At 53.6% G+C, this 23,402-nt stretch carries 22 protein-coding genes and 1 other RNA gene; 15 read left to right on the forward strand and 8 right to left on the reverse strand.

Annotation, left to right across the window (positions count from 1 at the left end):
* The first annotated feature begins 38 nt into the window (after positions 1–38).
* Both NDQ72_00060 and NDQ72_00065 read left to right on the forward strand, forming a co-directional pair.
* The gene (locus NDQ72_00060; protein ID WKD28383.1) at positions 39–1,070 is read left to right on the forward strand and encodes a glycosyltransferase family 4 protein; all 1,032 of its coding nucleotides are present in this window, start codon (positions 39–41) and stop codon (positions 1,068–1,070) included.
* Positions 1,067–1,981: a hypothetical protein gene (locus tag NDQ72_00065; GenBank protein ID WKD28384.1), complete on the forward strand. Its 915-nt coding sequence runs from the start codon at positions 1,067–1,069 to the stop codon at positions 1,979–1,981. Before NDQ72_00060 ends, NDQ72_00065 begins: the two co-directional genes overlap by 4 nt.
* 3 nt (positions 1,982–1,984) lie before the next feature.
* Here NDQ72_00065 and NDQ72_00070 read toward each other — a convergent pair whose 3' ends face one another.
* The gene (locus NDQ72_00070) at positions 1,985–2,752 is read right to left on the reverse strand and encodes a 3-deoxy-D-manno-octulosonic acid kinase (protein WKD28385.1); all 768 of its coding nucleotides are present in this window, start codon (positions 2,750–2,752) and stop codon (positions 1,985–1,987) included.
* Between NDQ72_00070 and NDQ72_00075 the strand changes: the two genes are divergently transcribed.
* From NDQ72_00075 to waaA, 3 genes are read left to right on the forward strand one after another with little or no spacing between them, the layout of a single operon-like run.
* Positions 2,751–3,848 (forward strand): glycosyltransferase family 9 protein, encoded by a 1,098-nt coding sequence (locus NDQ72_00075; protein WKD28386.1) that lies wholly within the window; start codon positions 2,751–2,753, stop codon positions 3,846–3,848. The two genes, NDQ72_00070 and NDQ72_00075, sit on opposite strands and share 2 nt — an antisense overlap.
* Positions 3,838–5,268: a bifunctional D-glycero-beta-D-manno-heptose-7-phosphate kinase/D-glycero-beta-D-manno-heptose 1-phosphate adenylyltransferase HldE gene (hldE, locus tag NDQ72_00080; protein ID WKD28387.1), complete on the forward strand. Its 1,431-nt coding sequence runs from the start codon at positions 3,838–3,840 to the stop codon at positions 5,266–5,268. Before NDQ72_00075 ends, hldE begins: the two co-directional genes overlap by 11 nt.
* Positions 5,268–6,557, forward strand: a complete 1,290-nt coding sequence (gene waaA, locus NDQ72_00085; protein WKD28388.1) for a lipid IV(A) 3-deoxy-D-manno-octulosonic acid transferase — start codon at positions 5,268–5,270, stop codon at positions 6,555–6,557. The genes hldE and waaA overlap by 1 nt, the downstream gene beginning before the upstream one ends.
* Here the strand turns inward: waaA and rpiA are convergent.
* Complete coding sequence (gene rpiA / locus NDQ72_00090; GenBank protein ID WKD30453.1) at positions 6,549–7,223, reverse strand: ribose-5-phosphate isomerase RpiA; 675 nt, start codon at positions 7,221–7,223, stop codon at positions 6,549–6,551. The genes waaA and rpiA overlap by 9 nt on opposite strands.
* 160 nt (positions 7,224–7,383) lie before the next feature.
* Here rpiA and ilvA point away from each other — a divergent pair, with 160 nt between their 5' ends.
* Positions 7,384–8,898: a threonine ammonia-lyase, biosynthetic gene (gene ilvA, locus NDQ72_00095; protein WKD28389.1), complete on the forward strand. Its 1,515-nt coding sequence runs from the start codon at positions 7,384–7,386 to the stop codon at positions 8,896–8,898.
* A gap of 412 nt (positions 8,899–9,310) precedes the next feature.
* On the opposite strand, the gene NDQ72_00100 is transcribed toward ilvA, so the two are convergent.
* The 3 genes from NDQ72_00100 to NDQ72_00110 all read right to left on the reverse strand — a co-directional run bounded on the left by NDQ72_00100 (position 9,311) and on the right by NDQ72_00110 (position 10,520).
* Positions 9,311–9,943, reverse strand: coding sequence for a 5-formyltetrahydrofolate cyclo-ligase (locus tag NDQ72_00100; GenBank protein WKD28390.1), 633 nt, complete (start codon positions 9,941–9,943; stop codon positions 9,311–9,313).
* Between the two features lie 34 nt (positions 9,944–9,977).
* Positions 9,978–10,160, reverse strand: a non-coding RNA gene (gene ssrS / locus NDQ72_00105) — 6S RNA.
* 51 nt (positions 10,161–10,211) lie between these two features.
* Complete coding sequence (locus tag NDQ72_00110; protein ID WKD28391.1) at positions 10,212–10,520, reverse strand: cell division protein ZapA; 309 nt, start codon at positions 10,518–10,520, stop codon at positions 10,212–10,214.
* Positions 10,521–10,726: 206 nt separating this feature from the next.
* Between NDQ72_00110 and NDQ72_00115 the strand changes: the two genes are divergently transcribed.
* The 4 genes from NDQ72_00115 to NDQ72_00130 all read left to right on the forward strand — a co-directional run bounded on the left by NDQ72_00115 (position 10,727) and on the right by NDQ72_00130 (position 15,267).
* Positions 10,727–11,305: a YecA family protein gene (locus tag NDQ72_00115; GenBank protein ID WKD28392.1), complete on the forward strand. Its 579-nt coding sequence runs from the start codon at positions 10,727–10,729 to the stop codon at positions 11,303–11,305.
* A gap of 14 nt (positions 11,306–11,319) precedes the next feature.
* The gene (pepP, locus tag NDQ72_00120) at positions 11,320–12,660 is read left to right on the forward strand and encodes a Xaa-Pro aminopeptidase (protein WKD28393.1); all 1,341 of its coding nucleotides are present in this window, start codon (positions 11,320–11,322) and stop codon (positions 12,658–12,660) included.
* Between the two features lie 86 nt (positions 12,661–12,746).
* Positions 12,747–13,985: a 2-octaprenyl-6-methoxyphenyl hydroxylase gene (gene ubiH, locus NDQ72_00125; protein ID WKD28394.1), complete on the forward strand. Its 1,239-nt coding sequence runs from the start codon at positions 12,747–12,749 to the stop codon at positions 13,983–13,985.
* Between the two features lie 25 nt (positions 13,986–14,010).
* Positions 14,011–15,267 (forward strand): UbiH/UbiF/VisC/COQ6 family ubiquinone biosynthesis hydroxylase, encoded by a 1,257-nt coding sequence (locus tag NDQ72_00130; protein WKD28395.1) that lies wholly within the window; start codon positions 14,011–14,013, stop codon positions 15,265–15,267.
* Here NDQ72_00130 and NDQ72_00135 read toward each other — a convergent pair.
* From NDQ72_00135 to gpmI, 3 genes are all read right to left on the reverse strand, one after another.
* A complete protein-coding gene (locus NDQ72_00135; GenBank protein WKD28396.1) occupies positions 15,264–16,565 on the reverse strand; it encodes a S41 family peptidase in 1,302 nt (433 codons plus the stop codon). The genes NDQ72_00130 and NDQ72_00135 overlap by 4 nt on opposite strands.
* An 87-nt stretch (positions 16,566–16,652) precedes the next feature.
* On the reverse strand, positions 16,653–17,789 hold the full coding sequence (locus NDQ72_00140; protein WKD28397.1) for a peptidoglycan DD-metalloendopeptidase family protein: 1,137 nt from the start codon (positions 17,787–17,789) through the stop codon (positions 16,653–16,655).
* A gap of 5 nt (positions 17,790–17,794) precedes the next feature.
* Positions 17,795–19,357, reverse strand: coding sequence for a 2,3-bisphosphoglycerate-independent phosphoglycerate mutase (gpmI, locus tag NDQ72_00145; protein ID WKD28398.1), 1,563 nt, complete (start codon positions 19,355–19,357; stop codon positions 17,795–17,797).
* Between the two features lie 251 nt (positions 19,358–19,608).
* Between gpmI and NDQ72_00150 the strand changes: the two genes are divergently transcribed.
* From NDQ72_00150 to gshB, 5 genes are all read left to right on the forward strand, one after another.
* On the forward strand, positions 19,609–20,031 hold the full coding sequence (locus NDQ72_00150; GenBank protein ID WKD28399.1) for a rhodanese-like domain-containing protein: 423 nt from the start codon (positions 19,609–19,611) through the stop codon (positions 20,029–20,031).
* Between the two features lie 70 nt (positions 20,032–20,101).
* On the forward strand, positions 20,102–20,611 hold the full coding sequence (secB, locus tag NDQ72_00155; protein WKD28400.1) for a protein-export chaperone SecB: 510 nt from the start codon (positions 20,102–20,104) through the stop codon (positions 20,609–20,611).
* A 2-nt stretch (positions 20,612–20,613) separates the two neighbouring features.
* The gene (locus tag NDQ72_00160; protein WKD28401.1) at positions 20,614–21,369 is read left to right on the forward strand and encodes a 16S rRNA (uracil(1498)-N(3))-methyltransferase; all 756 of its coding nucleotides are present in this window, start codon (positions 20,614–20,616) and stop codon (positions 21,367–21,369) included.
* 254 nt (positions 21,370–21,623) lie between these two features.
* The gene (locus tag NDQ72_00165) at positions 21,624–22,328 is read left to right on the forward strand and encodes a S1-like domain-containing RNA-binding protein (GenBank protein WKD28402.1); all 705 of its coding nucleotides are present in this window, start codon (positions 21,624–21,626) and stop codon (positions 22,326–22,328) included.
* Between the two features lie 76 nt (positions 22,329–22,404).
* Positions 22,405–23,361: a glutathione synthase gene (gene gshB, locus NDQ72_00170; protein WKD28403.1), complete on the forward strand. Its 957-nt coding sequence runs from the start codon at positions 22,405–22,407 to the stop codon at positions 23,359–23,361.
* Positions 23,362–23,402: the final 41 nt, after the last annotated feature.

Genomic DNA, 23,402 nt, shown 5'->3' on the forward strand with positions numbered 1-23,402 from the left:
TATACCAGGGTGATGGCAACGATTTGTATGAGGGCAATTTGCATATTATTCACGTTAACCTTGCCAAAGGTTTTCGCGGTGGAGAACGCCAGACAGCGCTGCTAATTCAAGCCTTGCAACGGCATGTAGGTCAGCAAACGCTGGTATGCAGAAAAGATTCTCCATTGCGTAATGAGCTTCAATGCATTGAGAACTTAAGATTTGTAGATGCTAACCAGCAGATGGCTGGGCATAGGCAAGCTGGCCGCGCATCGGTGGTGCATGCTCATGAAGCTAAAGCGGTGCACTGGGCGTGGTTGCATAAGCGTATATACGGCACACCCTATGTGGTGACTCGCCGAGTGGATACACCCATTAAAGATAAATGGGTGAATCGACTGTTCTATCGTGATGCAGACCGCTGTGTCGCTATTTCATCGATTATTCGGCAACAGCTATCACACTGGAATAAGAATGAAGTATTAACGATTCCTAGTGCGATGACGGGATTTACAGCGGATGCCCAAGTTGCTGCTCGCTTTCGTGCTAGCTATCCAGGCCGCTTTATTGTCGGCCATATTGGTGCATTAGTTGATCGTCACAAAGGTCAGCGGGTACTACTTGAAGCTGCGGAACGATTACAGCATAGCCATCCCGAAGTGCTGTGCGTTTTTTTTGGTCGAGGGGAGGATGAGGAAGAACTTCACTTGGAAAGCAGCCACTTAAAAAATGTTGTATGGGCTGGCTTTAAGCCTAATATTGGTGATTTTATTCCAGCGCTGGATCTGTTTGTTTTTCCGTCTCGCAACGAAGGTCTAGGCTCAGTTCTTTTAGATGTTATGGATGCAAACGTGCCTATTGTTGCTAGTAATGTTGGCGGCATTCCTGATTTAATTAAACATGGTGAAACAGGTTTTCTAGTAACGCCAGGAAGTAGTGAAGAAATCGAGAACTGGATAGTAAAGCTAGCAAAAAATAAACAGATGAGAGAGTCTGCGGTTGAGAATGCACGTCATCTTTTAGAGTTTTATAGTAAAGAAAAAATGGCTGAAAATTATCTCGATGTCTATAAAGGAATTATTTTTAAATGAACGACTTTTTAAAAGTTAAATGCATCGCTATATTTTTACATAATAGGCCTTTTTTTGGTGCATATGTAGTTCATATTCCTTTTTTAGTCGCTGTTAAGGAAAGGTATCCAAATGCTATATTGGTGGGTATCTCTAAGAATTCAGGGGCAGATTTCCTAGTTGAAGCAGGTTTTATAAATGAACTTGAAGTGATTGACGGCTTTAGCACCGCTAGCTTAAAAATAAAATATAATTTCGATATTGGTTTTAACTTGCGTCCTTCTAGCGTTGGGACTTCTCTACAAATGTTAAAGCTGCGAATTCCTTATAGAATAGGATTTAAAAAATTCGGAGCGTTTTATACGCACTCGGTACCTCTTGATGTCACTACCTACAGGGCAGACCTTTTCTTATCCCTGCTAGGGATATCATCAACATTAGATATTGTTCCCTGTTTGAAAAAACATATTGAGTCTGATGGAACATTAAACAATAAAATTGTACTTGCTCCTGGGGCTGGGGGGGAAGAAAAAAAATGGTCGCTTGCTAATTATATTCAGCTAGCAAGAAAGATTGCTGAGTTAAGATCAGAGGAGATTGTTTTTCTCACAGGACCAAAAGAAGAAGAGGAAAAGAACATCCTTGAGCAAGAAGGGTTTGCTGTTATTCATAGCCCTGATGTAACTACTCTTTTTAGATTGGTAAATAGTTGTAAACTATTTGTCAGTAACGATTGTGGCCCCTCGCATGTCGCTCATATAATGGGAGTGAATCAAGTGGTTGTTTTTAAAGAGTATTTATCCGAATGGTTTCTTGAGAGAGATAACAGCGGTTATGTTTCATCACAAGCAGACCTTTCATCAATTACTCCTGATGAGCTAATAAACTGCGCATCGAAAATCCTCGCGTGTGAAGTTGGCGCTGAAAAATAAAGGTTAACGGTTATAACCTTTTAATATGATGGACAGCACACTATGGCAATGGAATTTTTTTAGCGACCTTGCCAGGCGGTTTATATTGTGTTCCTGCCACTTACCTGGTGGCCGTAGGCGGCAGCGGTCCAGATCAATCAGCCAGGGTTCGCCCAGGGGGTCGATCAAGATATTGCGCGCATTTAGATCAACATGATCAAGGCCTGCTTGATGGAAGCGCTTGATCATTGCGCCAACGCGCTGAAGTAACGCCTCACCTGCTTCCCCTGCCGCCAATAAGCTAGCCAGCGCCTGAGCGCCTGGAATCCTAACGGTGATAAGCGCCGCTTCATACGTAGGGCCGTAACGCATAACACAGCAGGCAACGGGGCGTGGCACTGGCAGTCCCTGGTCGTACAGCGCAGCGTTTAAGCGCAACTCGCGAAACGCACGGGTGCGCTCTTCACCCAGCCACAGGTAGCGTTTCTCGCTTAGCTTGGCGATCAATCCGCCGCGGCGATAAGGGCGCAATACCCACTGCTCTGAATCACTGGCCTTTAAGAAAAAACTGCTCCCCCTTCCTGGTGCTTCCCCGACGATTAAATTACGCTCACGCCAATAGGCCTGATGAAAAAGCTCAGGATGAAGTGGGTGTGACTGCCCTTGAGACCGTTGTTGCGATCGTTGTTGAGATCCATGTTGCGACAGTTGGTGTGACGTGGCAGCGTCACTTAAACTGTCTACATCATGTAAAATCAGCCAATTTCTTTGCCGGAGTGCCGCTAAGCGCATGAAGCCCTCTCTGCCTGCTCAACCTAACCATATTGCCATTTTGCGCCTCTCCGCGTTGGGAGATGTGTGCAATCTTGTGCCCACGGTGCGTGCGTTGCAGCGCCAATGGCCGCACGCTCGCATTACCTGGATAATCGGCAAGGGGGAGCACAGTTTACTGGCGGGGCTTTCTGGGGTCGAGTTTGTTGTCTATGACAAGTCCTCCGGTCTTGCGGGCATGCGCGCCCTGTGGAAAGAGCTTTCCGATACTCGCTTTGATGTACTGCTGCACATGCAGCAAGCGATACGCGCCAGCGTGCTTTCGCTTGGCCTCAAGGCCAATGTACGAGTGGGCTATGATAAGTCGCGCGCCAAAGACGCTCAGCACTGGTTTACACAGCATCAGCTTGCGCCGCATCCTAACGCCCATGTGTTGGAGTCGTTTATGGACTTTGCTCGCTTGCTCGGCGTAGAAGATGATCGATTGGAATGGAATCTGGCCGTACCACCGCTGGCCTATGAAGAAGCCCGCGGGGTTAGTGGCGATACGCCATATTTGGTCATTAATCCTTGCAGCAACGCACGGCTGCGTAATTTCCGCAATTGGTCGGTGGAAGGCTATGCCAGCGTGATTGAACATGCTTGGGTACACCATGGTCTGAAGAGCGTGTTGACCGGTGGGGGGAGTTCATTAGAGCGAGAAATCGGCGATCAAATTGAGGCGCTATGTCAACCGGATAGCGTTATTAATGCTATCGGCGGTACGTCGCTCAAAGGCGTGCTGGCGTTGATTGACAATGCCCGTGCGGTTATTGCCCCCGACACGGGGCCGGCGCATATGGGGAATGCCATGGGCACGCCCACGCTTGGCCTCTATGCGACCACCAACCCCCAGCGTGCCGCGCCTTATTGTTGGCGGGATTTTGCGGTCAATGCTTATCCCGAAGCGGTTCGCACGTATCTGAATAAATCCGTCGATGAGGTTAGCTGGGGACAGCGAGTACGCCATGCGGATGCCATGGATTTGATCAAAGCCGACGACGTGATTGCTAAGCTAGACGCGCTGCTGGCGTATACCGCAGTGCCGCCAACAACAGGACCTTCGGATGAGAGTTGATTTAACCGCCCTGGAACATGCCCGCGTATTGGTGGTGGGGGATGTGATGCTCGACCGCTACTGGCATGGTGGCACGTCGCGTATTTCACCCGAAGCGCCGGTGCCGGTGGTGCGTGTCGAAGATGCTGATGATCGTCCCGGTGGCGCGGCGAACGTGGCACTGAATGTGGCTTCTCTAGGCGGCCACGTCGCCCTGGCCGGTGTGGTGGGCGAGGATGAGAACGCCGAGCTGCTGACGTCGCGTTTGACGGCTTCGAATGTAAGTACTTACTTTCAGCGAAGCCCAGGGATACCAACGATTACCAAGCTGCGTGTGATGAGTCGTAATCAACAGCTACTGCGGCTGGATTTTGAGCAGCGCCTTGATGGTGTCGATACCACCGCTCTGCTGGAGCAGGTCGAAAAAGCGCTGCCTGATTGCGATGTGATGATTCTTTCCGACTACGGTAAAGGAACGCTTAACCAGGTCGAGACGCTGATTCAGATGGCGCGGGCTTTTGGCAAACGAGTGCTGGTCGATCCGAAAGGCCAAGATTTTAGTAAGTATCGTGGGGCGAGCTTGATTACGCCTAACTTAACCGAGTTTGAAGCGGTGGTTGGTCACTGTGCCAATGACGATGTTCTTGCCCAGCGCGGAGAAGCGTTGCGCGCTGAGCTTGAGTTAGAAGCGCTGCTGATCACTCGCAGTGAAAAAGGTATGACGCTTATTCGTGAAGACCACGCACCGCTCCATTTACCCACCCGAGCCCAGGAAGTGTTCGACGTGACTGGCGCTGGCGATACCGTGATTGGCCTGATGGGGCTCGCGCTAGCATCAGGCCATGCATTGCCAGAAGCGATGATGCTGGCCAACTTGGGGGCGGGCTTAGTGGTGGCCAAACCGGGAACGGCGACGCTCTCGATAGCCGAGCTCTACACCGCGCTACACGGCGACAAGCTGGCTGAGTTTGGGGTGATTGACCAAGCCCCGCTGGTCGACGCTGTGCGTGCTGCCCAACTGCGTGGCGAGCGCGTGGTGATGACCAATGGCTGCTTTGATATTCTTCATGCAGGACACGTGGCCTACTTGGAACAAGCCAAACGCCTGGGGGATCGCCTCATCGTTGCGGTGAATGATGATGCCTCTATTGGCCGTTTGAAAGGCCCTAAACGGCCAATCAATCCGCTTAACCGCCGCATGCAAGTACTGGCTGGGTTAGGCGCTGTCGATTGGGTCGTGCCATTTAGTGACGATACTCCCCAAGCGCTAATTGAAGCCGTTTTGCCGGATATTTTGGTGAAAGGTGGCGATTACCGCCCTGAAGATATTGCAGGAGGGGAGGCCGTTATCGCCAACGGCGGCGATGTAAAAGTACTTGGCTTTGAAGATGGCGTATCGACCACCGCAATGATTAGCTCCATCCTGGATCGCGAGGGCTAATGGCGTCGCCGATTTGGCCTCGGCTTATTTATTCAGCGGTGCTTTATATGTTGTCGCCGCTGATTGGCTGGCGCATCTGGCGTGAGCAAGTACTTACTTACTCGCGCTTGCAGCGGCTTGGTATGCGTTTGGGGACGCTTCCCCCTGGGCCGCGCATTTGGTTGCACTGTGCCTCGGTGGGGGAAGTGCGCGCTGCCCGTCCGCTAATAGAGGGTTTGCTGGCGCGTTACCCTCAGCACAGCCTGCTGTTGACCACAATGACCGCCACGGGTGCTCAGCAGGTTCAAACACTCATCGGTGAACAAACCGCGCCGGATCAAGTAAGGCTTGCTCACTGCTTCCTCCCTCTGGATTTTCCGGGAGCGGCCAAGCGTTTTATTACCCGCGTGCAGCCCACTCTTGCCATTCTGTTTGAAACCGAACTGTGGCCCAATCTGCTACACGCTTGTCACCAACAAGCAGTACCTGTCGCGGTAGTCAACGGGCGGCTATCGCCACGAGCCTTTGCACGCTATCAGCGCTTGCGCTCGTTAATGGCGAGTGCATTAGCTAACGTCACATGGCTGGCTGCTAAATCTGTCCAAGATGCCGAGCGCTTTCAGGCACTGGGTTGCCGCGCAGCAGCAATTCATGTCGTTGGATCGTTAAAATTTGAGGTGCCTTCTCAGGAAAAGGCTCTGAAAGAGAGTGAGTACTTACTTCAGTCTTGGGGCGCGCGCCCAGTGTGGGTGGCAGGTTCCACCCGCGACGGGGAAGAAGCACTGCTCTTGGAGGCCCACCGTCAGCTATTGCAGCGCTTTCCAACAGCGTTATTGGTATTGGTGCCGCGACACCCGCAGCGTTTTGATGAAGTGGCCAAGCTGTGTGCCCAGGGCGGCTGGGCACTAAGCCGTCGTAGCCAGCAGCAGGCCGTGACGCCACAAACGCAGATTTACCTGGGGGATACGCTAGGTGAGCTGGCAACGCTGTATGCAGCAGGGCATGTGGCCTTTGTTGGCGGTAGTTTGGTGCCGTTGGGCGGGCACAACGTAGTGGAGCCTGCGGCGCTGGGCAAACCAGTGCTCTGCGGTCCTTCGCTTGACAACTTTAGCGATGTGGCCGAGCCGCTATTAGCGGTAGGCGCGTTAAGCGTGGTGGAAACACCCGATGCCTTAGCCGACGCGCTGGCCGAGCGGCTGGCAACGCCATCATTTGCGCTGCACATTGGGCAGGCTGGGCGAGAGGTAGTTGAAGCCCATAGAGGCGCATTGGCGCGCACGCTCGATGGGCTTAGTCAGTGGTTAACGTAACGCGGTTCGTTCTACGCCGTCCGTTTTACCCAACAGCAGTACATCGGCACCGCGCTGGGCGAATAAACCGTTCGTGACGACGCCTACAATGGCATTAATACGCGCTTCCATGGAGACTGGGTCGTCGATCATAAAGTCAAAACAGTCGATAATTTGATTGCCATTATCGGTGACTACCCCTTGTCGATAGACGGGGTCAGCACCTAGTTTGACCAGCTCTCGAGCGACGTAGGAACGTGCCATCGGAATAACTTCTACCGGTAGCGGGAAGTTGCCAAGTTGGTTTACGTATTTCGAGCCATCGGCAATGCAAATAAATCGCTTGGCGCAGGCGGCGACGATTTTTTCCCGGGTTAGCGCTGCGCCACCGCCTTTAATCATTTGTAAGTTAGCGTTTACTTCGTCCGCACCGTCGATGTAGAAAGGGACATCGCCAACATTGTTCAGCTCGAATATCTCAATACCTAGCGCCTGTAGGCGCTTAGCACTGGCTTCTGAGCTGGCAACGGCACCTTTGAAACGATCTCTTAGCGGGCCTAAACGATCAATAAACAGGTTCGCTGTTGAGCCTGTGCCAATACCTAGCACGGTATCTTTTTCGAGATGAGGCTCAATCTCTTTAACCGCAGCATCCGCTACGGCCGCTTTCAATTCATCTTGGGTCATCATATTTTCCTGCGTCAGGGTTAGGCAGTGTTCCCTAGTATAACGGCCTTAGCGCCCACTGCCGATGGAAACGCCGCTAGACGACGCTAGGCGTAATCTGCTACCAATAAAGGCTTTGCTCTCTCCCGTCAGGGCCACGTTATTTTTTTGGGATTCCCGCATGCTCGAAGCAACCGTCAAAAAGATCCTCCAAGCCCGCGTTTATGAAGCCGCTTGTGAGACCCCTATTTCACCCGCTCCCTTTTTGTCGCGTCGTTTCAATAACCAAATTTTGATTAAGCGCGAAGATCTTCAGCCAGTGTTTTCTTTCAAGATTCGTGGTGCTTACAACAAAATGGCCCAGCTAACTGAAGAGCAGAAGGCCAAGGGTGTGATTGCAGCATCGGCGGGCAATCATGCCCAGGGTCTGGCTATGGCAGCCAAGCTGATGGGGGTGAAAGCAGTTATTGTGATGCCGCGTATTACGCCCGATATTAAGGTTCAGGCAGTCCGTGCTCGCGGTGCTAAGGTTATTTTGAAAGGTGATGCATTTGCTGCTGCTGCTGAACATGCTCAAGAATTGATTAAAGAGCATGGCTATACCTATATTCCGCCGTTTGATGATATCGATGTGGTCGCAGGTCAGGGCACTATTGGTGTTGAAATTCTGCGCCAGCACAGCGGCCGTCTAGACGCTATTTTTATTCCTGTCGGTGGTGGCGGCTTAATTGCAGGCGTCGCGGCGTATGTGAAATATCTGCGCCCAGATATCAAAATCATCGCCGTAGAAGCCGAAGACAGTGCCTGTTTAAAAGCCGCGCTAGAAGCCGGGGAGCGGGTCGTACTGGATCAAGTTGGCGTATTCGCGGAGGGTGTCGCCGTCGCGCAAATCGGTGAAGTGCCCTTTTCTCTAGTACGTGACTTAATCGACGACGTTATCACGGTGAATACCGATGAGATGTGCGCGGCGGTGAAGGATATCTTTGAAGATACCCGTGCCGTCGCAGAAACGTCTGGGGCGCTTTCGCTAGCGGGCTTGAAGAAATATGTGCAGCAAACCGGTGCTGAAGGCGAGACGTTGATATGTATTAACTCTGGTGCGAATACCAATTTTGATCGTTTGCAGCATATTGCGGAACGCACCGAGCTGGGTGAGCAGCGTGAAGCGATCTTGGCGGTGACCATTGCGGAAAACCCAGGCAGTTTTAAAAAGTTTTGCCGCACGCTAGGCAAGCGCATGGTCACCGAGTTCAGCTATCGCTATGCAGATAATAGCGAGGCTCATATCTTTGTGGGGGTTCAAGTTAAGCCGGGTGGGGAAGACCGCCAGGCGGTGATTGATAAGCTTCGTGAAGCTGGCTATCAGGTTGAAGATTTGACCGACAATGAGCTGGCGAAGCTACATATTCGCCATCTTAGCGGTGGTCGGCCTAGCGAGCGCTTTGAAGAAGAGCTCTACCGCTTTGAGTTCCCGGAGCGCCCGGGTGCGCTAATGAACTTTTTAACCCAGCTACCCCATGACTGGAATATTTCACTGTTCCACTACCGAAATCATGGTGCCGCCTATGGTCGTGTATTGGTCGGTATGCAAGTGCCGAGCAGTGATCAAACCCATGTTGCAGAGTACTTGGATGCGATTGGCTACCGTTATTGGTGGGAGAGTGATAACCCAGCCTATCGACTCTTCATGGCGTAAAGAATTGTAAGTGCTTACTAACCCCGGGATGTAGAGTTGTTAAGAAGAGTGAGCTTTTGAAAACGTTTAATAGTGCGTTAAAAATAGCACTGAAAGCAGTTGTCAGTCCTCTCCTATGGCCCTATAGTCGTGGGCGAAATTAATGAGGTGTGTCATCTTGTTAGAAACATTGTTTAGATGACGCATTAAGGACATTTGGCAACCGTGAAAGACGTTGGAGATGAGGCATGCGGCGTAAAAAGCCTGATATGGTGATGGCGCTAACAGTGGTGTTTTTACTTGGAGTACTCGCCACTGGATACGCGCAAGCGCTATCGGGGAGTTAACTTACTAAGTTGATCTCAGCGCTTTCAGCGTAAACGCTGCGCCAAACTAGTCGAGGTTGATATTTAAAACGGGCTGATCATTAAGATCAGCCCGTTTTAGTTGGTCGAATAACCCTTGTGTCACTAGCTATCACGTCCAACGGAATATCCCAAGGTTCGATGGGTAGCGCATCCACCTGTTGGCAGGCGTGAGCAACGCCTATGAGTGTCGGTGCTGGCCCTTGGCGGCGCATAAAAGCGAGGCTGCGATCATAGAAACCACCTCCCATGCCCATGCGATTTGCTTGCTTATCAAATCCTACCAGCGGAACAATAAGCGTATCTAGCGCCCAAGCTGGCAGGCGATTGCGCCTATCGGCGGCAAATCGTGAGCAGGGCTCTGCGATGCCAAAACGGTTTTTAACCATGGGCGTTGATTCGCGGTAGGCAACAAACCAAAGGCGATTAGTCGAAAATGGGCGCAATACCGGTAAGTAAATACTTACTTTTCGCTGACGAAGCCAAGGTATTAATGGTGTCGGGTCTATCTCGCCGTTAACCGGTAAATAAAGGCTAATGCGTTTCGCACGACGAATCTCAGGCAGCCCTTTAAGGCGCTGGCAAAGGGCGGTAGCGGCTTGTTTTTGCTGATCTAGGGAAAGGGTACGGCGTCTGCGTCTAAGCTCACGACGAAGCGCAATTTTATCGCCGAATGTACTGCGGGCAGCAGTATCGTTCATAACGAGCTACTCGTGACGAGCTAATCAAGACTTAGTGTTCCCCAGAATGCCGCTGTCGTTCTGGCCCTGAACCTACTGGTTCAGGTGGGTGGCCGCAGCCAAACCGTCAGGCTTTCCGACGCACGGACATGCACACGGGTTTGGCTAGCATTTGGCCCCCTGGGTACTTCGCATAGGCTCGAGGGACTATAACGACTGGCGTACACCCCAGAGAACATCTCTATCCTAACAGAGCCAGTGATAATGCCAAAGAGCCGACAGCAGGTTCTTACGGTTCTTTTTGTTGGCGTGTATCTGTTAGTGCCCGTTCAAGGCGGTCGTTTAGGCGGCTAAGGTTTGCTTCGCTCGCGCGGTGCTCATCCATAATCTCAAGCAATTCATGGGTGATATTTAGGGCTGCCATCACTGCAACCCGCTCACTGCCAAGAGCGCTGCTTTGGGCGTGAATGCCATTCATCGCGCGATCTAAATAGCGAGCAGCACGTTCAAGCTTAGCTTCTTCGCCAGTGTCGCAAGCAATCATGTAGCTGCGACCCAGTAGGGTGATTTCTTTGGTTGGCCGCTTCGCGTTACTCATCAAAAACTCCGGCACAGGTCATTTTGTTGACCAATGCGTTAACATCGCTGCATAGGAAGGATAGTTGGCGTTCACTATAAGAGAGCCGCTTATGTGGGGTCAACGCACAGGCGCGCGCGCCATAAGATTCCTTCTGCGGTTTAACACCCTTTTAGACATGTTGTTACGACGACTTCATTCCCCATTCTGTATAGCGAGCAATGCCCATGTCCCTAATCAATGAACGCCAGGATTTTTCTGACGTCGCGGATGTTTTTCTTCTGCATGGAAGTATGCAGTCGCCCGCGTTTTTGGATGGCCGCCTAAGTGGTCTGTTAGCGCTTCGTGATGTGACGGCTGAAGCATGGCTAGAAGAGGTATGCCTAAGCTTAGGGGTCGAGCAGCCGCGAGATCCTGCTAGCGCTGAACGCTTACTAGGTTGGCGGCGTCAAACGCTGGAGGCATTGAGCGCCAGCGATTTGAATTACACACCGCTGCTACCCGATGAGCTTTTTTCACTCGCCGAGCAAGCCCAGGGGCTAAAAGAGTGGACGCTGGGTTTTATGGAAGTTGTTGAGGACGTAGCTGATAAGGCGCTACGCGAACGCTGGTCTAAGACGCTTCAAGAGGCCATCGATGATCTCGCAGGACTCGTACAGATCGAAACCGATATCGAGGATAGTCCTGAAAACGAAAATGATCTATTTGCGCTGACGGAACACGCGCGTATGGCGGCAATGCTGCTCTACACCGAGCAGCACCCAGGAATGCCCCAGGTTGAGCAGACCGACGCCCCCGTTCATTAATATAGGAGTTATCTATGTTGCCTGAGTTACTGCCTCGGCCCGCCGCTATTGCGTCGGCAGAATACCGCCAGCGCCGAGAAGCGCTCATCGCCCAGCTACCTGCCAATGCTGCGCTAGTGGTGCCAAGCGCTACCTTGGTAACGCGCTCTCACGATAGCGAATACGCGTTCCGGCAGCAGAGTGATTTTTACTACTTAACCGGCATTCAAGAGCCCGATGCGTTGCTTGTAGTGCTGCCTGGGCGCGAGGCAGGCCAAAGCGTGGTGTTTTGCCAAGACCGCGACGCCACTATGGAAGCCTGGACAGGTAGGCGACTAGGAGCCCAGGGCGTTGAGGCTCAGCATGGCATTGACCAAGCGTTTGAAAATGCTCAGCGGGAAGAGCTGTTACCAGGTCTATTGGCAGGCCGCGAACTGCTCTACCTGCCATTAGATAATCCCGAGGCGTTGAATATTGCAGAAGAGGCGTTGGCCTGCGCTCAAGCTGGCCTGCGTCGAGGTAAGCCAGCATTGAAAGGGTGGTTGGATAGCCGCCCGCTTGTTCATGAGATGCGGCTCATTAAAAGCCCCGCTGAAATTACTCTACTGCGCCATGCGGCCGCTATTTCAGCAAAGGCGCATACGCGTGCGATGCGTGTCTGCCGTCCTGGGTTAAGCGAGTATCAGTTGCAGGCTGAGTTAGAGCACGAATTCGTTTGGCAAGGTGCTAGCGGGCCTGCGTATAGCACCATTGTTGGTGGTGGCGTTAACGCTTGCGTGCTGCACTATATTGAGAACAGCGATACGTTGCAGGCCGATACACTTGTGCTGATTGACGCAGGGGCCGAGTTCGACCTCTACGCTGGGGATATTACCCGTACTTTCCCGGTTAATGGTCGGTTCAATGACGCTCAGCGGGCGCTTTATCAAGTGGTGCTAGATGCGCAAGAGCGTGCAGTGCGTGCCGTCAAGCCGGGAGCCACGCTGGCGGATATTCACCAAGAGGTCGTGAGGGATTTAACCGCTGGACTGATCGGTCTCGGGTTATTAGAGGGCGATATGCAGGCACGCATCGATGATGAGAGCTATCGGCGCTTCTACCTGCACTCTACGTCCCATTGGTTGGGGTTAGACGTGCATGATGTAGGAACTTATCGGTTGGATGAAGAGACGCCGCGCCTGCTAATCGAAGGCATGGTCGTCACGATTGAGCCTGGTTTATACATTCCCTGCGATGATGATATTCCTGCCGCTTACCGCGGAATTGGCATTCGTATTGAAGATGATGTCGTGGTGACCCGTGATGGGCACGAAGTGCTTACGTCAGCCGTGCCGAAGCGAATTGCTGATATAGAGCAATTAATGGTTAATAAATAAGTAGTAAAATTCTATTGATATTTGTTTATGTAATTTACATTACGAAATTACATTTGCTGGGTTTGGTTTATCCGTAGGAGATGACAATGCATGGGACTCAGCAGGTAAGACAGCAGCAAGCAGCTACGCTCACCCACGATATCGTTATTGTGGGAGGCGGGCTGGTCGGTGCCAGCTTGGGCTGTGCGTTAGCGCCGTTGATTGAGCGCTACGGTTGGCGTGTGGCAATTGTTGAAGCGGCCGCCTTACCTGAAAACGCTGAGAAGTCAGCGTGGCAGCCAAGCTTTGATGCTAGGGCCAGTGCTATCGCCGAAGGCTCTGCGCAACGCTTTCGCCAACTGGGTGTTTGGGAGGCGATGCGCAGTGAAGCTACCCCGATCAAGCGCATTCATATCAGCGAGCGCGGTCGTTTAGGTGCCACGAGGCTTAGCGCTCAGGAGTTGGGAGTGTCGGCATTGGGGCATGTCATTCCTAATGCTTGGATGGGGCGTGTGCTGCATCGCCATCTTCAGCAACTGCCGATTGAGTGGCACTGCCCTGCGACGGTGGCGCAACTAACGCCACAAGCTAACGGTCACCGCCTTGTACTTTCCGATGGCAGTGAACTTACGGCAGCGCTGACAATTCTCGCCGACGGCGGGCGATCTGGGCTGAAAGAGCAGTTGGGCATCAGTAGTCGTCACCGCTCTTACGAGCAAACAGCCGTCATTGCCCATGTTGGTATTAGCCAGCCCCATGAGGGGGTTGCCTATGAGCGTTTTACAGCAGAGGGGCCAATCGCACTGCTGCCACTGCCTGGACAAGCGATGGAGCTGGTCTGGACGCATGCCAGCGGCACAGAGCAGGCGCGACTAGCGCTCTCCGATGCGGCGTTTTTACGCCAGCTACAAGCTGCCTTTGGTGATCGAGTCGGGCGTTTTACTCGGGTGGGGCAGCGTTTCAGCTACCCCCTTTCGCTGATTACCGCGGAAGAGCCCGTTCGACCTGGGTTGGCGGTGTTGGGAAATGCTGCCCATGCGCTTCACCCGGTAGCAGGGCAGGGGTTCAACTTGGCGCTGCGCTCAGTGATGGATCTGGTCGAAGCACTAGCGCAGGGCGCTCAGAACCAGCGTGCTCTTGGTGATATGGACATGCTACTCGCCTTTGAGCAGCGTCGTGCGCAAGACCGTGCCAATGTCATTCGGTTTAGCGATGGGTTAGTGCGTCTATTCGGCTATTCGCTGCCCCTACTGCCGCAGGCCCGAGCCGCTGGTCTGGTAGGGCTCAATTTAGTGGGCCCGCTTCGCCGCAGCTTGGCACGCAGAGCAATGGGTCTGGAGCGCTGATGCAACAAGTAGCTAAAGGAACGTTATGAAGACGCAAACAGCGGCAACAGATGTGCCGGTTGAACGTTTTGACGCGGTGATCGTAGGCGCCGGAATGGTCGGCACGGCACTAGCAGGGCTACTGGCTAATGCTGGGATGCAAGTGGCGTTGGTTGAAACCAAAGCAGCACCACTGCGCTTAGATGCCTTTGGTGACCATCCGCCTGCCCCCAGGGTAAGTGCACTGACACCCGTTTCTCAGCGGCTGCTCTCACACTTGAAGGCGTGGCCCGCGATGGCTGCTACTAGGATAACGCCTTACCGTTATATGCAGGTGTGGGATGCAGAAGGCAGCGGTAGCATCCATTTTTCCGCCGATGAAGCAGGTGCGCCCGTACTTGGACATATTGTTGAAAACGATGTGACATTGGCCGCGTTAAATGAGCAGGTGCTAGCGCTGCCTTCCGTTAGCACTCTCTTTGGAGTGGGCGTGGAGGCTTTGCAAACCTCTGATAGCGGGCGCTGGCTAGTGCTGGATGATGGCCGACAATTGCATACGCCATTATTAATTGCTGCCGACGGTGCACGCTCCACCATGCGTGAATTGGCAGGGATATCGGTGGCCGAAGAGTCTATGCAGCAAGAGGCCGTCGTTACCACCGTAAGGTGTGAAAAGTCCCATGGCGACACGGCGCGTCAGGCGTTTATCGCTGGCCATCCACTGGCTTTTTTGCCGTTAACGGTGGGCGGTGATGACCGCTACTGTTCGATTGTCTGGTCGACCACGCCTGATCATGCACATCAACTTACATCGCTCTCTAGTGAGGCGTTGGGGCAGGCGCTAAGTGAAGCCTTTGACTACCGTTTAGGTCAGATGAGTGCCGTCGATACGGCCTATCGGTTTCCGCTGATTCAGCGCCACGCCGCTCACTACGTGCAGCCTAATTTTGCATTGGTGGGCGATGCTGCCCATAGCATTCACCCGCTAGCGGGGCAGGGCGTTAACCTAGGATTTATGGATGCGGCAGTGCTGGCTGAGGAAGTGGTTAATGCATGGCAGCGAGGAGCCCCCTGGGGGGCGCTGACCACGCTGAGTCGCTACGAGCGGCGTAGGCGCTTCGATAACAGCGCCATGCTGGGGCTGATGAAAGGGTTTAAAGTGCTTTTCGGTAGCCAAGTGCCTGCATTGACGCTGGCGCGCAATATGGGGATGAGTGGTATGAATCAGTTGGTGCCGATAAAACGACTGGTGATGCGGCAGGCAATCGGAGAGCGAGGACGCTTGCCGCAATCGTGTCGTTAACGGCGCCGACGATCCACCACGTTCAATGCTTTGAGTAAGTTCAGCGCTTCACTGAGCTGATAGTCCTCGCGTAGGCGCTGAGACATTTCAGTCCGCTCCCGGGGCATTGCGTCTTGGCCGCTTAGATGACCATCAAGATCAGCTTCGCGGATTTGACGCTGCCCCTCAGCTATTTCCAGCCGGCCGCGCACCACTTCCACGTCAGGCTCGATACCTTGTGCTTGGATTGAGCGCCCATTGGGGGTGTAGTAAAGCGCGGTTGTCAGCTTAAGGCCTTCACCATTGCCAAGCGGCATGATCTGCTGCACGGAGCCTTTGCCAAAGCTTTCGGTGCCCATGACCACCCCGCGGCGCTGGTCTTGAAGCGCCCCAGCGACAATTTCAGCAGCCGAGGCGCTGCCACTGTTTATCAGTACCACTAGCGGCACATCACCAGCGGGTGTCTCTGGCGATGCCGAAAACGACATTTCGGTGTCGGAAAGTCGTCCTTCGGTGTACACAATTAGCCCCTCATCCAAGAAGAGGTCGGCAACGCCAACGGCGGCCTGCAAAACGCCACCTGGGTTATTGCGTAAGTCGAGAATGAGTCCCTCAAGTGGCTGCTCTCGGGCCATGCGTTCTAGCGATCTGCGTGCCTGCTCTGGGGTGCGCGACTGAAACTGACTGATTCGCAAGTAGCCATAGCCTGGTTCCAGCACTTCATGCTTGACACTTTCGTTGCGGATCACTTCGCGCGTTAGTGTGAACTCACGCGGAGATTCCTCACCCGCCCGCAAGACGGAAATACGCAGTTGGCTACCCGGTTCGCCACGCATCAGGTTAACCGCCTCTTGAAGCGATAAGCTGTCGGTTGGCGTTCCATCAATGGCCACAATCACGTCACGCGACATCAGACCTGCTCGTGAAGCCGGTGTATCATCGATGGGGGTGATGACCATGAGTTGGCCATTTTCTGTGCCTACTTCAATGCCAATACCGCCAAACTCACCCTGGGTGGATTCGCGCAGGCTTCGGTACTCTTCTTCGTCTAAATAGGCTGAGTGGGGATCTAGTTCGCTGAGCATGCCTCGCATGGCATTACGCAATAACGTGCGGTCGTCAACCTCTTCGACATAGCCGCGTTTAATGCGCTCAAACACCTCAGCAAAGGTCTGGATCTCTTCAAGCGGTAGGTCATCAGCAACGCTATTTGCAGACTGAGCCATTAAGGGGAGAGGAGCAGTCAGCAGTACAAGCGGGAGCAGGGTAGCCAAAAAGCGCTTGGCAGGGGCCGATACCTTGGTAACAGATAGCGTCATGCGGACTCCGCTAGGCGAAAGGCAGCGCCAGAAGGCGCTGCATAAGTTGAGACATGATTGTTAATTCATAGGAGTCAGCTTATCCCGTCAGCGGCGTGCAATCCAACGTTGTGGATTAATTGGTTCACCGCTACGCCGTACTTCGAAGTAAAGCGCGGGATTGGTCTGCCCGCCGCTGTTGCCGACACGTCCAATTTCAGTGCCACGGCTTACTTGCTGGCCGGGCCGCGCACTAAACTGTTGCAAGTGAGCATAGAGCGTCATGATCTGATCGCCGTGATCAATAATCAGCAGGTTGCCAAAGCCACGCATCCAGTCGGCGAATACCACGCGGCCCGTATGAACGGCTGCTACTGCACTGCCCGAATCTGCTCGGATCACGATACCGTTATAGTGCACGCCGTCTCTACGCTGGAAGGTTGCCGTAATGGCTCCTTGAACGGGCCAGGGTAAATCGCCCCGCGTGCGAGTAATGTGTGTGGTCGGTGTTGGCTCGGCTAAACGAGCCAGCTCCGCCTGTATCGCCCTTAGCTGCTGTTCGGCCTGCTCACGGCTTTGGTTAAGATCGGCTAAGCGATCTTCTTCGCTGCCATAGCGGTCATCCAGGGTCGCTACGACGCCACGCCGTTCCTCGGTTCGCTGAGCGAGTATAGCGCTTTGCTCTTCTAGCTCGTCGGCTAAGGCATCAAGGCGTGTTTGACGCTCACTGAGCGCTTGCTCGGTATCTGCCAGCGCGGTGTCGAGGCGGCTTATATCCGTAAGGCGTTGCTGACGCGCCTGAGTCAGGCGATTTAGATACGCCTGCATTCGGTCTAGTTGGGCAGGGTCGCTTTGATTAAGGAGCAGTTTTAGTTGGGGTGTTGGCCCTAGTCGATAAAGGGCTGCCAGCTGTTGGCTCAGCGCAGCGTATTGTGATTCACGTTCACCTTCCAAGCGCTCTCGGTGCTGGCGAAGTTGGGTCGTTTCGTCGGCCAGTTGACGGCGCTCGGCCTGAAGTTGATCCAGGCGCTGGTGAGTCTCGGCAAGCTCCGTTTCCACATGGCGCAGCTCGCGTTCGGCGCTATCCCGCGCTTGCCCGGTCGCACTGAGGCGCTGGGCAGCCGCTTCGATCTCCTGGCCAATCGCATCCAACTGCTGGCGTGCGGCATTTTCATTTGGCTGGGCTAAACTTGCTGGCGCATAACCTAACGCCAGCATGAGCGCGACAGCTAACGTCCATCGCATCAGCATCAATCAAAATGAATCAGTGGATTACCTGTCATTGCTTCGGGCTGTGCCTGGTTCATCATGGTTAACAGCGTCGGCGCTAAATCGCACAGTCGTCCATCTTCCAGCCGCCCATTCTGCTCTCCCACGTAAATCAACGGCACCGTAAAGGTCGTGTGGGCTGTCTGCGGCGCGCCTGTTTCTGGATGCACCATCTGCTCGGCATTGCCATGGTCAGCTGTGATCAGGCAAGCACCACCAGCACGCTCAATGGCTTCCACTACCCGGCCAACGCAAGTATCAACGGTTTCAATCGCCTTTATGGCTGCGTTGAAGTCACCGGTATGGCCAACCATGTCGCCATTGGCATAATTGCACACTATTAAGTCAAAGCGACCACTATCGATAGCGTCCACCAGCTTATCGGTGATCTCAAAGGCACTCATCTCGGGTTTTTCGTCGTAGGTTTTAACGTCACGGGGGGAGGGCACTAAAATGCGCTCTTCGCCTGTGTACTCGGCTTCATTACCGCCAGAGAAGAAAAAGGTGACGTGGGGATACTTTTCTGTTTCTGCAATACGTAGCTGGGTTAGGCCTCGTTTAGCAACCACTTCCCCCAGGGTGTCGGTGAGATCAGAAGGGGGAAAGGCCGCTGGGGCTGGAATGTTGGCGGCGTACTGGGTCATCGTGACTAAACCGTCGCCAGCCAGCGTAGGGCGTACACGCCGCTCAAAGCCGTTAAAATCAGCTTCAGTGATCGCGCGGGTTAATTCGCGGGCGCGGTCGGAGCGGAAATTGAGGAAAATAGCTGCATCGCCGTCTTGGAGCGTAATGGCGGTGCCCTTCAGCGGAATACTGCTAGAAGCGACAAATTCGTCGGTTTCGCCGCGCTGGTAAGCGTCGCGCAGAGCGGTTTCAGCGCTGGAAGCAATAAAGTCAGCATGGCCATCGGTCAGCAAGCGGTAGGCTTGCTCAACCCGCTCCCAGCGGTTATCACGATCCATTGCATAAAAGCGGCCAATGACTGAGGCAACAAAGCCATTGTCGGCACCCACCAGCTCCGCTAAACGTGCATTAGCGCGCTCGATTGAGCGGAGTGCACTTTGCGGCGGCATATCGCGTCCGTCTAAAAACGCATGGATAAAAATACGCTGCGCGCCGCGCCGGGCAGCAAGCTCGGCCATGGCAATAAAGTGATCTTCGTGGCTATGCACGCCGCCGGGGGAGAGCAGCCCAAGCAAGTGGACAGCGCGGCCATTGGCAACGGCCTCGTCGATGGGCTTAGTCAGCACCTCGTTGGTGTCTAGGTCGCCGTCTTCAATTGCTTTGGTAATGCGGGTGAAGTCCTGGTAGACAATGCGTCCGGCACCAATATTCATATGGCCTACTTCGGAGTTACCCATCTGCCCGTCAGGCAGGCCCACATGGCGACCATCGGTGTGCACAAAGGCGTGCGGGCGACTGGCCCACAGTTTGTCCATGTTGGGCGTATTAGCTGCGGCCACTGCGTTGTGGGCGCTATCGGGATTGTGGCCGTAGCCATCTAAGATGATTAGCGCCACGGGGCGCGGTGCAGTTGTAGCCATGAAAACCTCGTTATGTTGGTCAGCCAAGCGACATGAGGTGCTGTTTGAAACGTTGGTGAAGGTTGCTCAAACAGTTTTCAGACAACACCTTATAATCAGGGTCGCGACAGGCGCGCGCATGGGGCATCATAACGCAGGCAGCCGTTGGGCGTCATGGCCTGCGCGGTATGCCGTGTGACGTGTATACTTGTTGCGTTTCTGGAGGCGGCTAGGCCGCTTTTTTCTGCATAGACCAAGAGATTGTGTTCACGATGATCGATCAGCTGTTCGAATTCGTAATGAACCACCCCCTACTTGTCGGGGCGTTTTTGCTGGTATTAATAGCATGGGTGGCGTACGAAGCGCGCAGCGCCGCCACGCATGCTGTGACCTCTACCCAGGCGACTCAGCTTATTAACCGTGAAGATGCGGTGGTGCTGGATATCCGTGAAAGCAAAGACTTTAAAGCGGGACATATTGCAGGTGCACGCAATATTCCTCAAAGCAGCCTCGACAGCCGCATGAATGAACTGGAGAAAGTGAAAAGCCAGCCGATCATCGTGGTATGTAAGCATGGCCAAAGCTCTGGTGCTGCCCAGGCAAAACTTGCTAAGGCAGGTTTTGAACGTGTCAATAAGTTAAGAGGTGGCATGGTGCAGTGGCAGGCCGATGGTCTTCCGGTGGTAAAAAAGTAATTAAGTAGCAAGTATTTAACCGTGCGCTGTCGCGCAATTTTTTAGCAGATGAATAATTAGGAGTATCCCAATGGCGGAAGATAACAACACCCCGCAGGCAGGCGCCGCAGAAGGCGAAAAGCCTCAGCTGAAGTTCTCTTTACAGCGTATCTATGTGAAAGATATTTCCTTTGAAGCGCCGAACTCACCTTCCGTATTCAAGCAGGCATTTAAGCCTAAGGTGAATCTGGATCTGAACACCACTAGCCAGAAAATAGCCGACGACCAGTACGAAGTGGTTGTAAAGGTGACTGCCCAGGTTAACGATAGCGAAACCGGCACTACGTCGTTCCTTGCAGAAGTAGAGCAAGCCGGCCTGTTCCGTATTTCTGGAATTGAAGGGGCTCAGCTGGAACAAACTCTGGGTGCGTTCTGCCCCAACTTGCTGTTCCCTTATGCTCGTGAGTGCGTTGACAATCTGGTCAACCGTGGTGGTTTCCCGCCGCTAATGCTGGCGCCGGTGAATTTTGAAGCTATGTACGCTCAGCGCAAACAGCGTGAAGCGCAGCAGGCTCAGCAAGCAGCCGAGAATACTCACTAAGTATGCATGCTGCTGACTGGGTTGCCTTACACGGCAAAATGCCCCGCCTTTATGTGCCCGCTGAGTTTGCAGTGGGCGCAACTATCACTCTGCCTGACGGCCCGGCGCGGCATGTGACGCGGGTGCTACGGTTGGGCGAAAGTGCACCGCTGATGCTGTTTGATGGCAACGGCCAAGAGGCTGGCGTGCGCTTAGCCGATGTTGGTCGCAAGCAAACGACAGTGATCATCGAGGCTGTCTGGCCGGGTAGTGGCGAATCGCCGTTAGCGGTGCACCTTGGCCAAGCGATCTCGAAAGGCGACCGGATGGATTATGCCATTCAAAAAGCCGTTGAGCTGGGCGTTGCAGCGATTACCCCGCTCTACACAGAGCGGGGTGATGTGCGTCTCAAGGGCGATCGTGAAGAGAAAAAACTGGCTCACTGGCAGGCGGTTGCGGCTAGCGCTTGTGAACAGAGTGGGCGAGCGGTTGTCCCCCCCGTCTATCCACCAAAAGCGCTGGATGATTGGCTGGCCGAGCGGCAAGAGCCGTTACGCTTGATGCTTCACCTAGCGACGGGCAATGTATTTTCGCAACAGCCATGCCCTGCTGCAGTAGCGCTCTTAATCGGCCCAGAGGGTGGCTTAAGTGAGGCGGATATTAATGCGGCCACTGCCAGTGGCTTTACACCGCTGACGCTCGGCCCAAGAGTATTGCGTACTGAAACGGCGCCTGTTGTTGCGTTAACGCTGCTACAGCACCACTTCGGTGATGTGTAAGTACTCACTTTTCAGCGCCCACTTCTCTGTACCCACTTGTAAGAGCTCATCTTTAAATATTTATTCTTAAGGAATATTTTAGGAGCTTATTTTTTAGCGGTACGCATAAGTGAGTGCTTACTAGCTGGCTGATGCCCTGTTGAGTGGTGTCAGTCGCTGCTTATGCGCTGTCGAATTTACGTATACCGGCTGCGCTTTGCCTTGCGTGCGCAAGGCACCATAATGAAGGTCTACTTTCTGTAAGGACGGTACCTATGGTCCGTGAGTCTCACTCTTCTCCCCGTTCCGCAAGCGACGCCGCTGCTCAGCTGGGTGACGTAGCCTATTTGACCGTGACGGCGGTCAATAGCACAGGGGCGTTTCTGCAATGGGGACAGCCCAAAGATGTACTGCTGCCTTATAGCGAGCAGCGCTTTCGCCCCGATCCCGGTAAGCGGGTACTGGTAATGCTGTATAGCGATGATCAAGGGCGACCTGTGGCTACCATGCGCCTGGATCGTTTTTTGACAGACGATGCTTGGGCGCTGGAAAAAGGTGATGAAGTGGCTGTGGTGGTGGCCGATCGCACCGACCTTGGAATGAAGGTAGTGGTTAATCACCGCTATTGGGGGTTGATCTATCAAGATGATATTACCCAGCCGCTGCGCCGCGGGCAGTCGCTGAAAGGCTATGTAAAGCAGCGCCGCGAAGATGGTCGTGTCGATATTTGCCTGCTCCCCCCGGGTGTGGCTCGCTTAGATGTAGTGGGTGATAAAGTATTGCAGGCGCTACGTGAAAGTGGTGGTTATCTAGCGTTGGGTGATAAAAGCTCCGCGCATGATATTAAGACGCGATTAGGTGTTAGCAAGAGTGCTTATAAGCAGGCCATCGGGCGACTTTATAAGCAGCAGTTAATTACCCTAGAGCCTGGTGCTATCCGGCTTGTACCGGGGGCGTTAACGGACGGGCAAGACGAGTAGTCCCTAGCGACGGTTGGAGCTGTGCAGGCAGTGCGGCATACTGCTTACCTTTTGTTCATGTATGGATGTTACCCCGATGAGCCAATCAACGTTGCATCTCGGTGTGGTGATGGATCCCATCAGCGACATCGCTTACAAGAAAGATACCACCATGGCCATGCTGTGGGCGGCGCAAGAGCGCGGCTACACACTGCATTATATGGAGCAAGAAGATCTTTTCTTGAACGCAGGACAGGCTTATGCACGTATGCGCCCATTAACGGTGCATCGCGATCCTAACCATTGGTACGACCTCGGCGAAGCGGCTCAGCGCCCACTGGCGGAATTGGATGTTGTGCTAATGCGCAAAGACCCGCCTGTCGATGCCGACTTTACCAATGCGGTCCATCTGCTGGGGTTTGCCGAGCGGGAAGGCGTTCTGGTGGTTAATCCAACGGCGGCGCTGTTGCAGTGTAATGAAAAATTATTTGCCCAGCAGTTTCCCCAGTGCTGTGCGCCCACCATTGTCGCCAGTCGTGATGACGTCCTGCGTGCTTTCCACGCGGAGCATGGTGATGTGATTTTCAAACCCCTTGATGGCATGGGCGGTACAGGGATTTTTCATATTGGCCCTGATGGCCGCAACATTGGTGCGGTCATTGAGCAATTAACCCTGCGCGGCCAGCGGCAAATTATGGCGCAACGCTACCTAGCCGAAATCAAAGATGGCGATACGCGTATCTTATTGGTTGACGGTGAACCCGTGCCCTATGGGCTGGCGCGTATTCCCTCGGCGGGTGAAACTCGGGGTAACCTCGCCGCTGGCGGGCGCGGTGTCAGCCGTGAATTGACTGAGCGTGACCACTGGTTGATTCAGCAGGTGCAACCCATGATTCGTGAAAAAGGGCTGATGTTTGTTGGTTTAGATGTGATCGGTGATTACATCACTGAAATTAACGTCACCAGTCCTACCTGTGTACGTGAAATTGATGATCAGCGCGGCACGGACATTGCCGGAATGCTGCTGGATGCTATTGAGCGTCGTCTTAACTAACCGATGCCGTTGAACGTTCTATTCGCCTAATAACGCGAGGC

This window comes from Halomonas sp. KG2 (genome assembly GCA_030440445.1).
GTDB lineage: Bacteria > Pseudomonadota > Gammaproteobacteria > Pseudomonadales > Halomonadaceae > Vreelandella.

Bases quoted from the DNA above. Each gene is read 5' to 3' on its own strand.
- NDQ72_00065 (WKD28384.1), top strand. From the start codon at position 1,067: ATGAACGACTTTTTAAAAGTTAAATGCATCGCTATATTTTTACATAAT.
- NDQ72_00075 (WKD28386.1), top strand. From the start codon at position 2,751: ATGAAGCCCTCTCTGCCTGCTCAACCTAACCATATTGCCATTTTGCGC.
- NDQ72_00070 (WKD28385.1), bottom strand. From the start codon at position 2,752: ATGCGCTTAGCGGCACTCCGGCAAAGAAATTGGCTGATTTTACATGAT.
- hldE (WKD28387.1), top strand. From the start codon at position 3,838: ATGAGAGTTGATTTAACCGCCCTGGAACATGCCCGCGTATTGGTGGTG.
- waaA (WKD28388.1), top strand. From the start codon at position 5,268: ATGGCGTCGCCGATTTGGCCTCGGCTTATTTATTCAGCGGTGCTTTAT.
- rpiA (WKD30453.1), bottom strand. From the start codon at position 7,223: ATGACCCAAGATGAATTGAAAGCGGCCGTAGCGGATGCTGCGGTTAAA.
- ilvA (WKD28389.1), top strand. From the start codon at position 7,384: ATGCTCGAAGCAACCGTCAAAAAGATCCTCCAAGCCCGCGTTTATGAA.
- NDQ72_00100 (WKD28390.1), bottom strand. From the start codon at position 9,943: ATGAACGATACTGCTGCCCGCAGTACATTCGGCGATAAAATTGCGCTT.
- NDQ72_00110 (WKD28391.1), bottom strand. From the start codon at position 10,520: ATGAGTAACGCGAAGCGGCCAACCAAAGAAATCACCCTACTGGGTCGC.
- NDQ72_00115 (WKD28392.1), top strand. From the start codon at position 10,727: ATGTCCCTAATCAATGAACGCCAGGATTTTTCTGACGTCGCGGATGTT.
- pepP (WKD28393.1), top strand. From the start codon at position 11,320: ATGTTGCCTGAGTTACTGCCTCGGCCCGCCGCTATTGCGTCGGCAGAA.
- ubiH (WKD28394.1), top strand. From the start codon at position 12,747: ATGCATGGGACTCAGCAGGTAAGACAGCAGCAAGCAGCTACGCTCACC.
- NDQ72_00130 (WKD28395.1), top strand. From the start codon at position 14,011: ATGAAGACGCAAACAGCGGCAACAGATGTGCCGGTTGAACGTTTTGAC.
- NDQ72_00135 (WKD28396.1), bottom strand. From the start codon at position 16,565: ATGACGCTATCTGTTACCAAGGTATCGGCCCCTGCCAAGCGCTTTTTG.
- NDQ72_00140 (WKD28397.1), bottom strand. From the start codon at position 17,789: ATGCGATGGACGTTAGCTGTCGCGCTCATGCTGGCGTTAGGTTATGCG.
- gpmI (WKD28398.1), bottom strand. From the start codon at position 19,357: ATGGCTACAACTGCACCGCGCCCCGTGGCGCTAATCATCTTAGATGGC.
- NDQ72_00150 (WKD28399.1), top strand. From the start codon at position 19,609: ATGATCGATCAGCTGTTCGAATTCGTAATGAACCACCCCCTACTTGTC.
- secB (WKD28400.1), top strand. From the start codon at position 20,102: ATGGCGGAAGATAACAACACCCCGCAGGCAGGCGCCGCAGAAGGCGAA.
- NDQ72_00160 (WKD28401.1), top strand. From the start codon at position 20,614: ATGCATGCTGCTGACTGGGTTGCCTTACACGGCAAAATGCCCCGCCTT.
- NDQ72_00165 (WKD28402.1), top strand. From the start codon at position 21,624: ATGGTCCGTGAGTCTCACTCTTCTCCCCGTTCCGCAAGCGACGCCGCT.
- gshB (WKD28403.1), top strand. From the start codon at position 22,405: ATGAGCCAATCAACGTTGCATCTCGGTGTGGTGATGGATCCCATCAGC.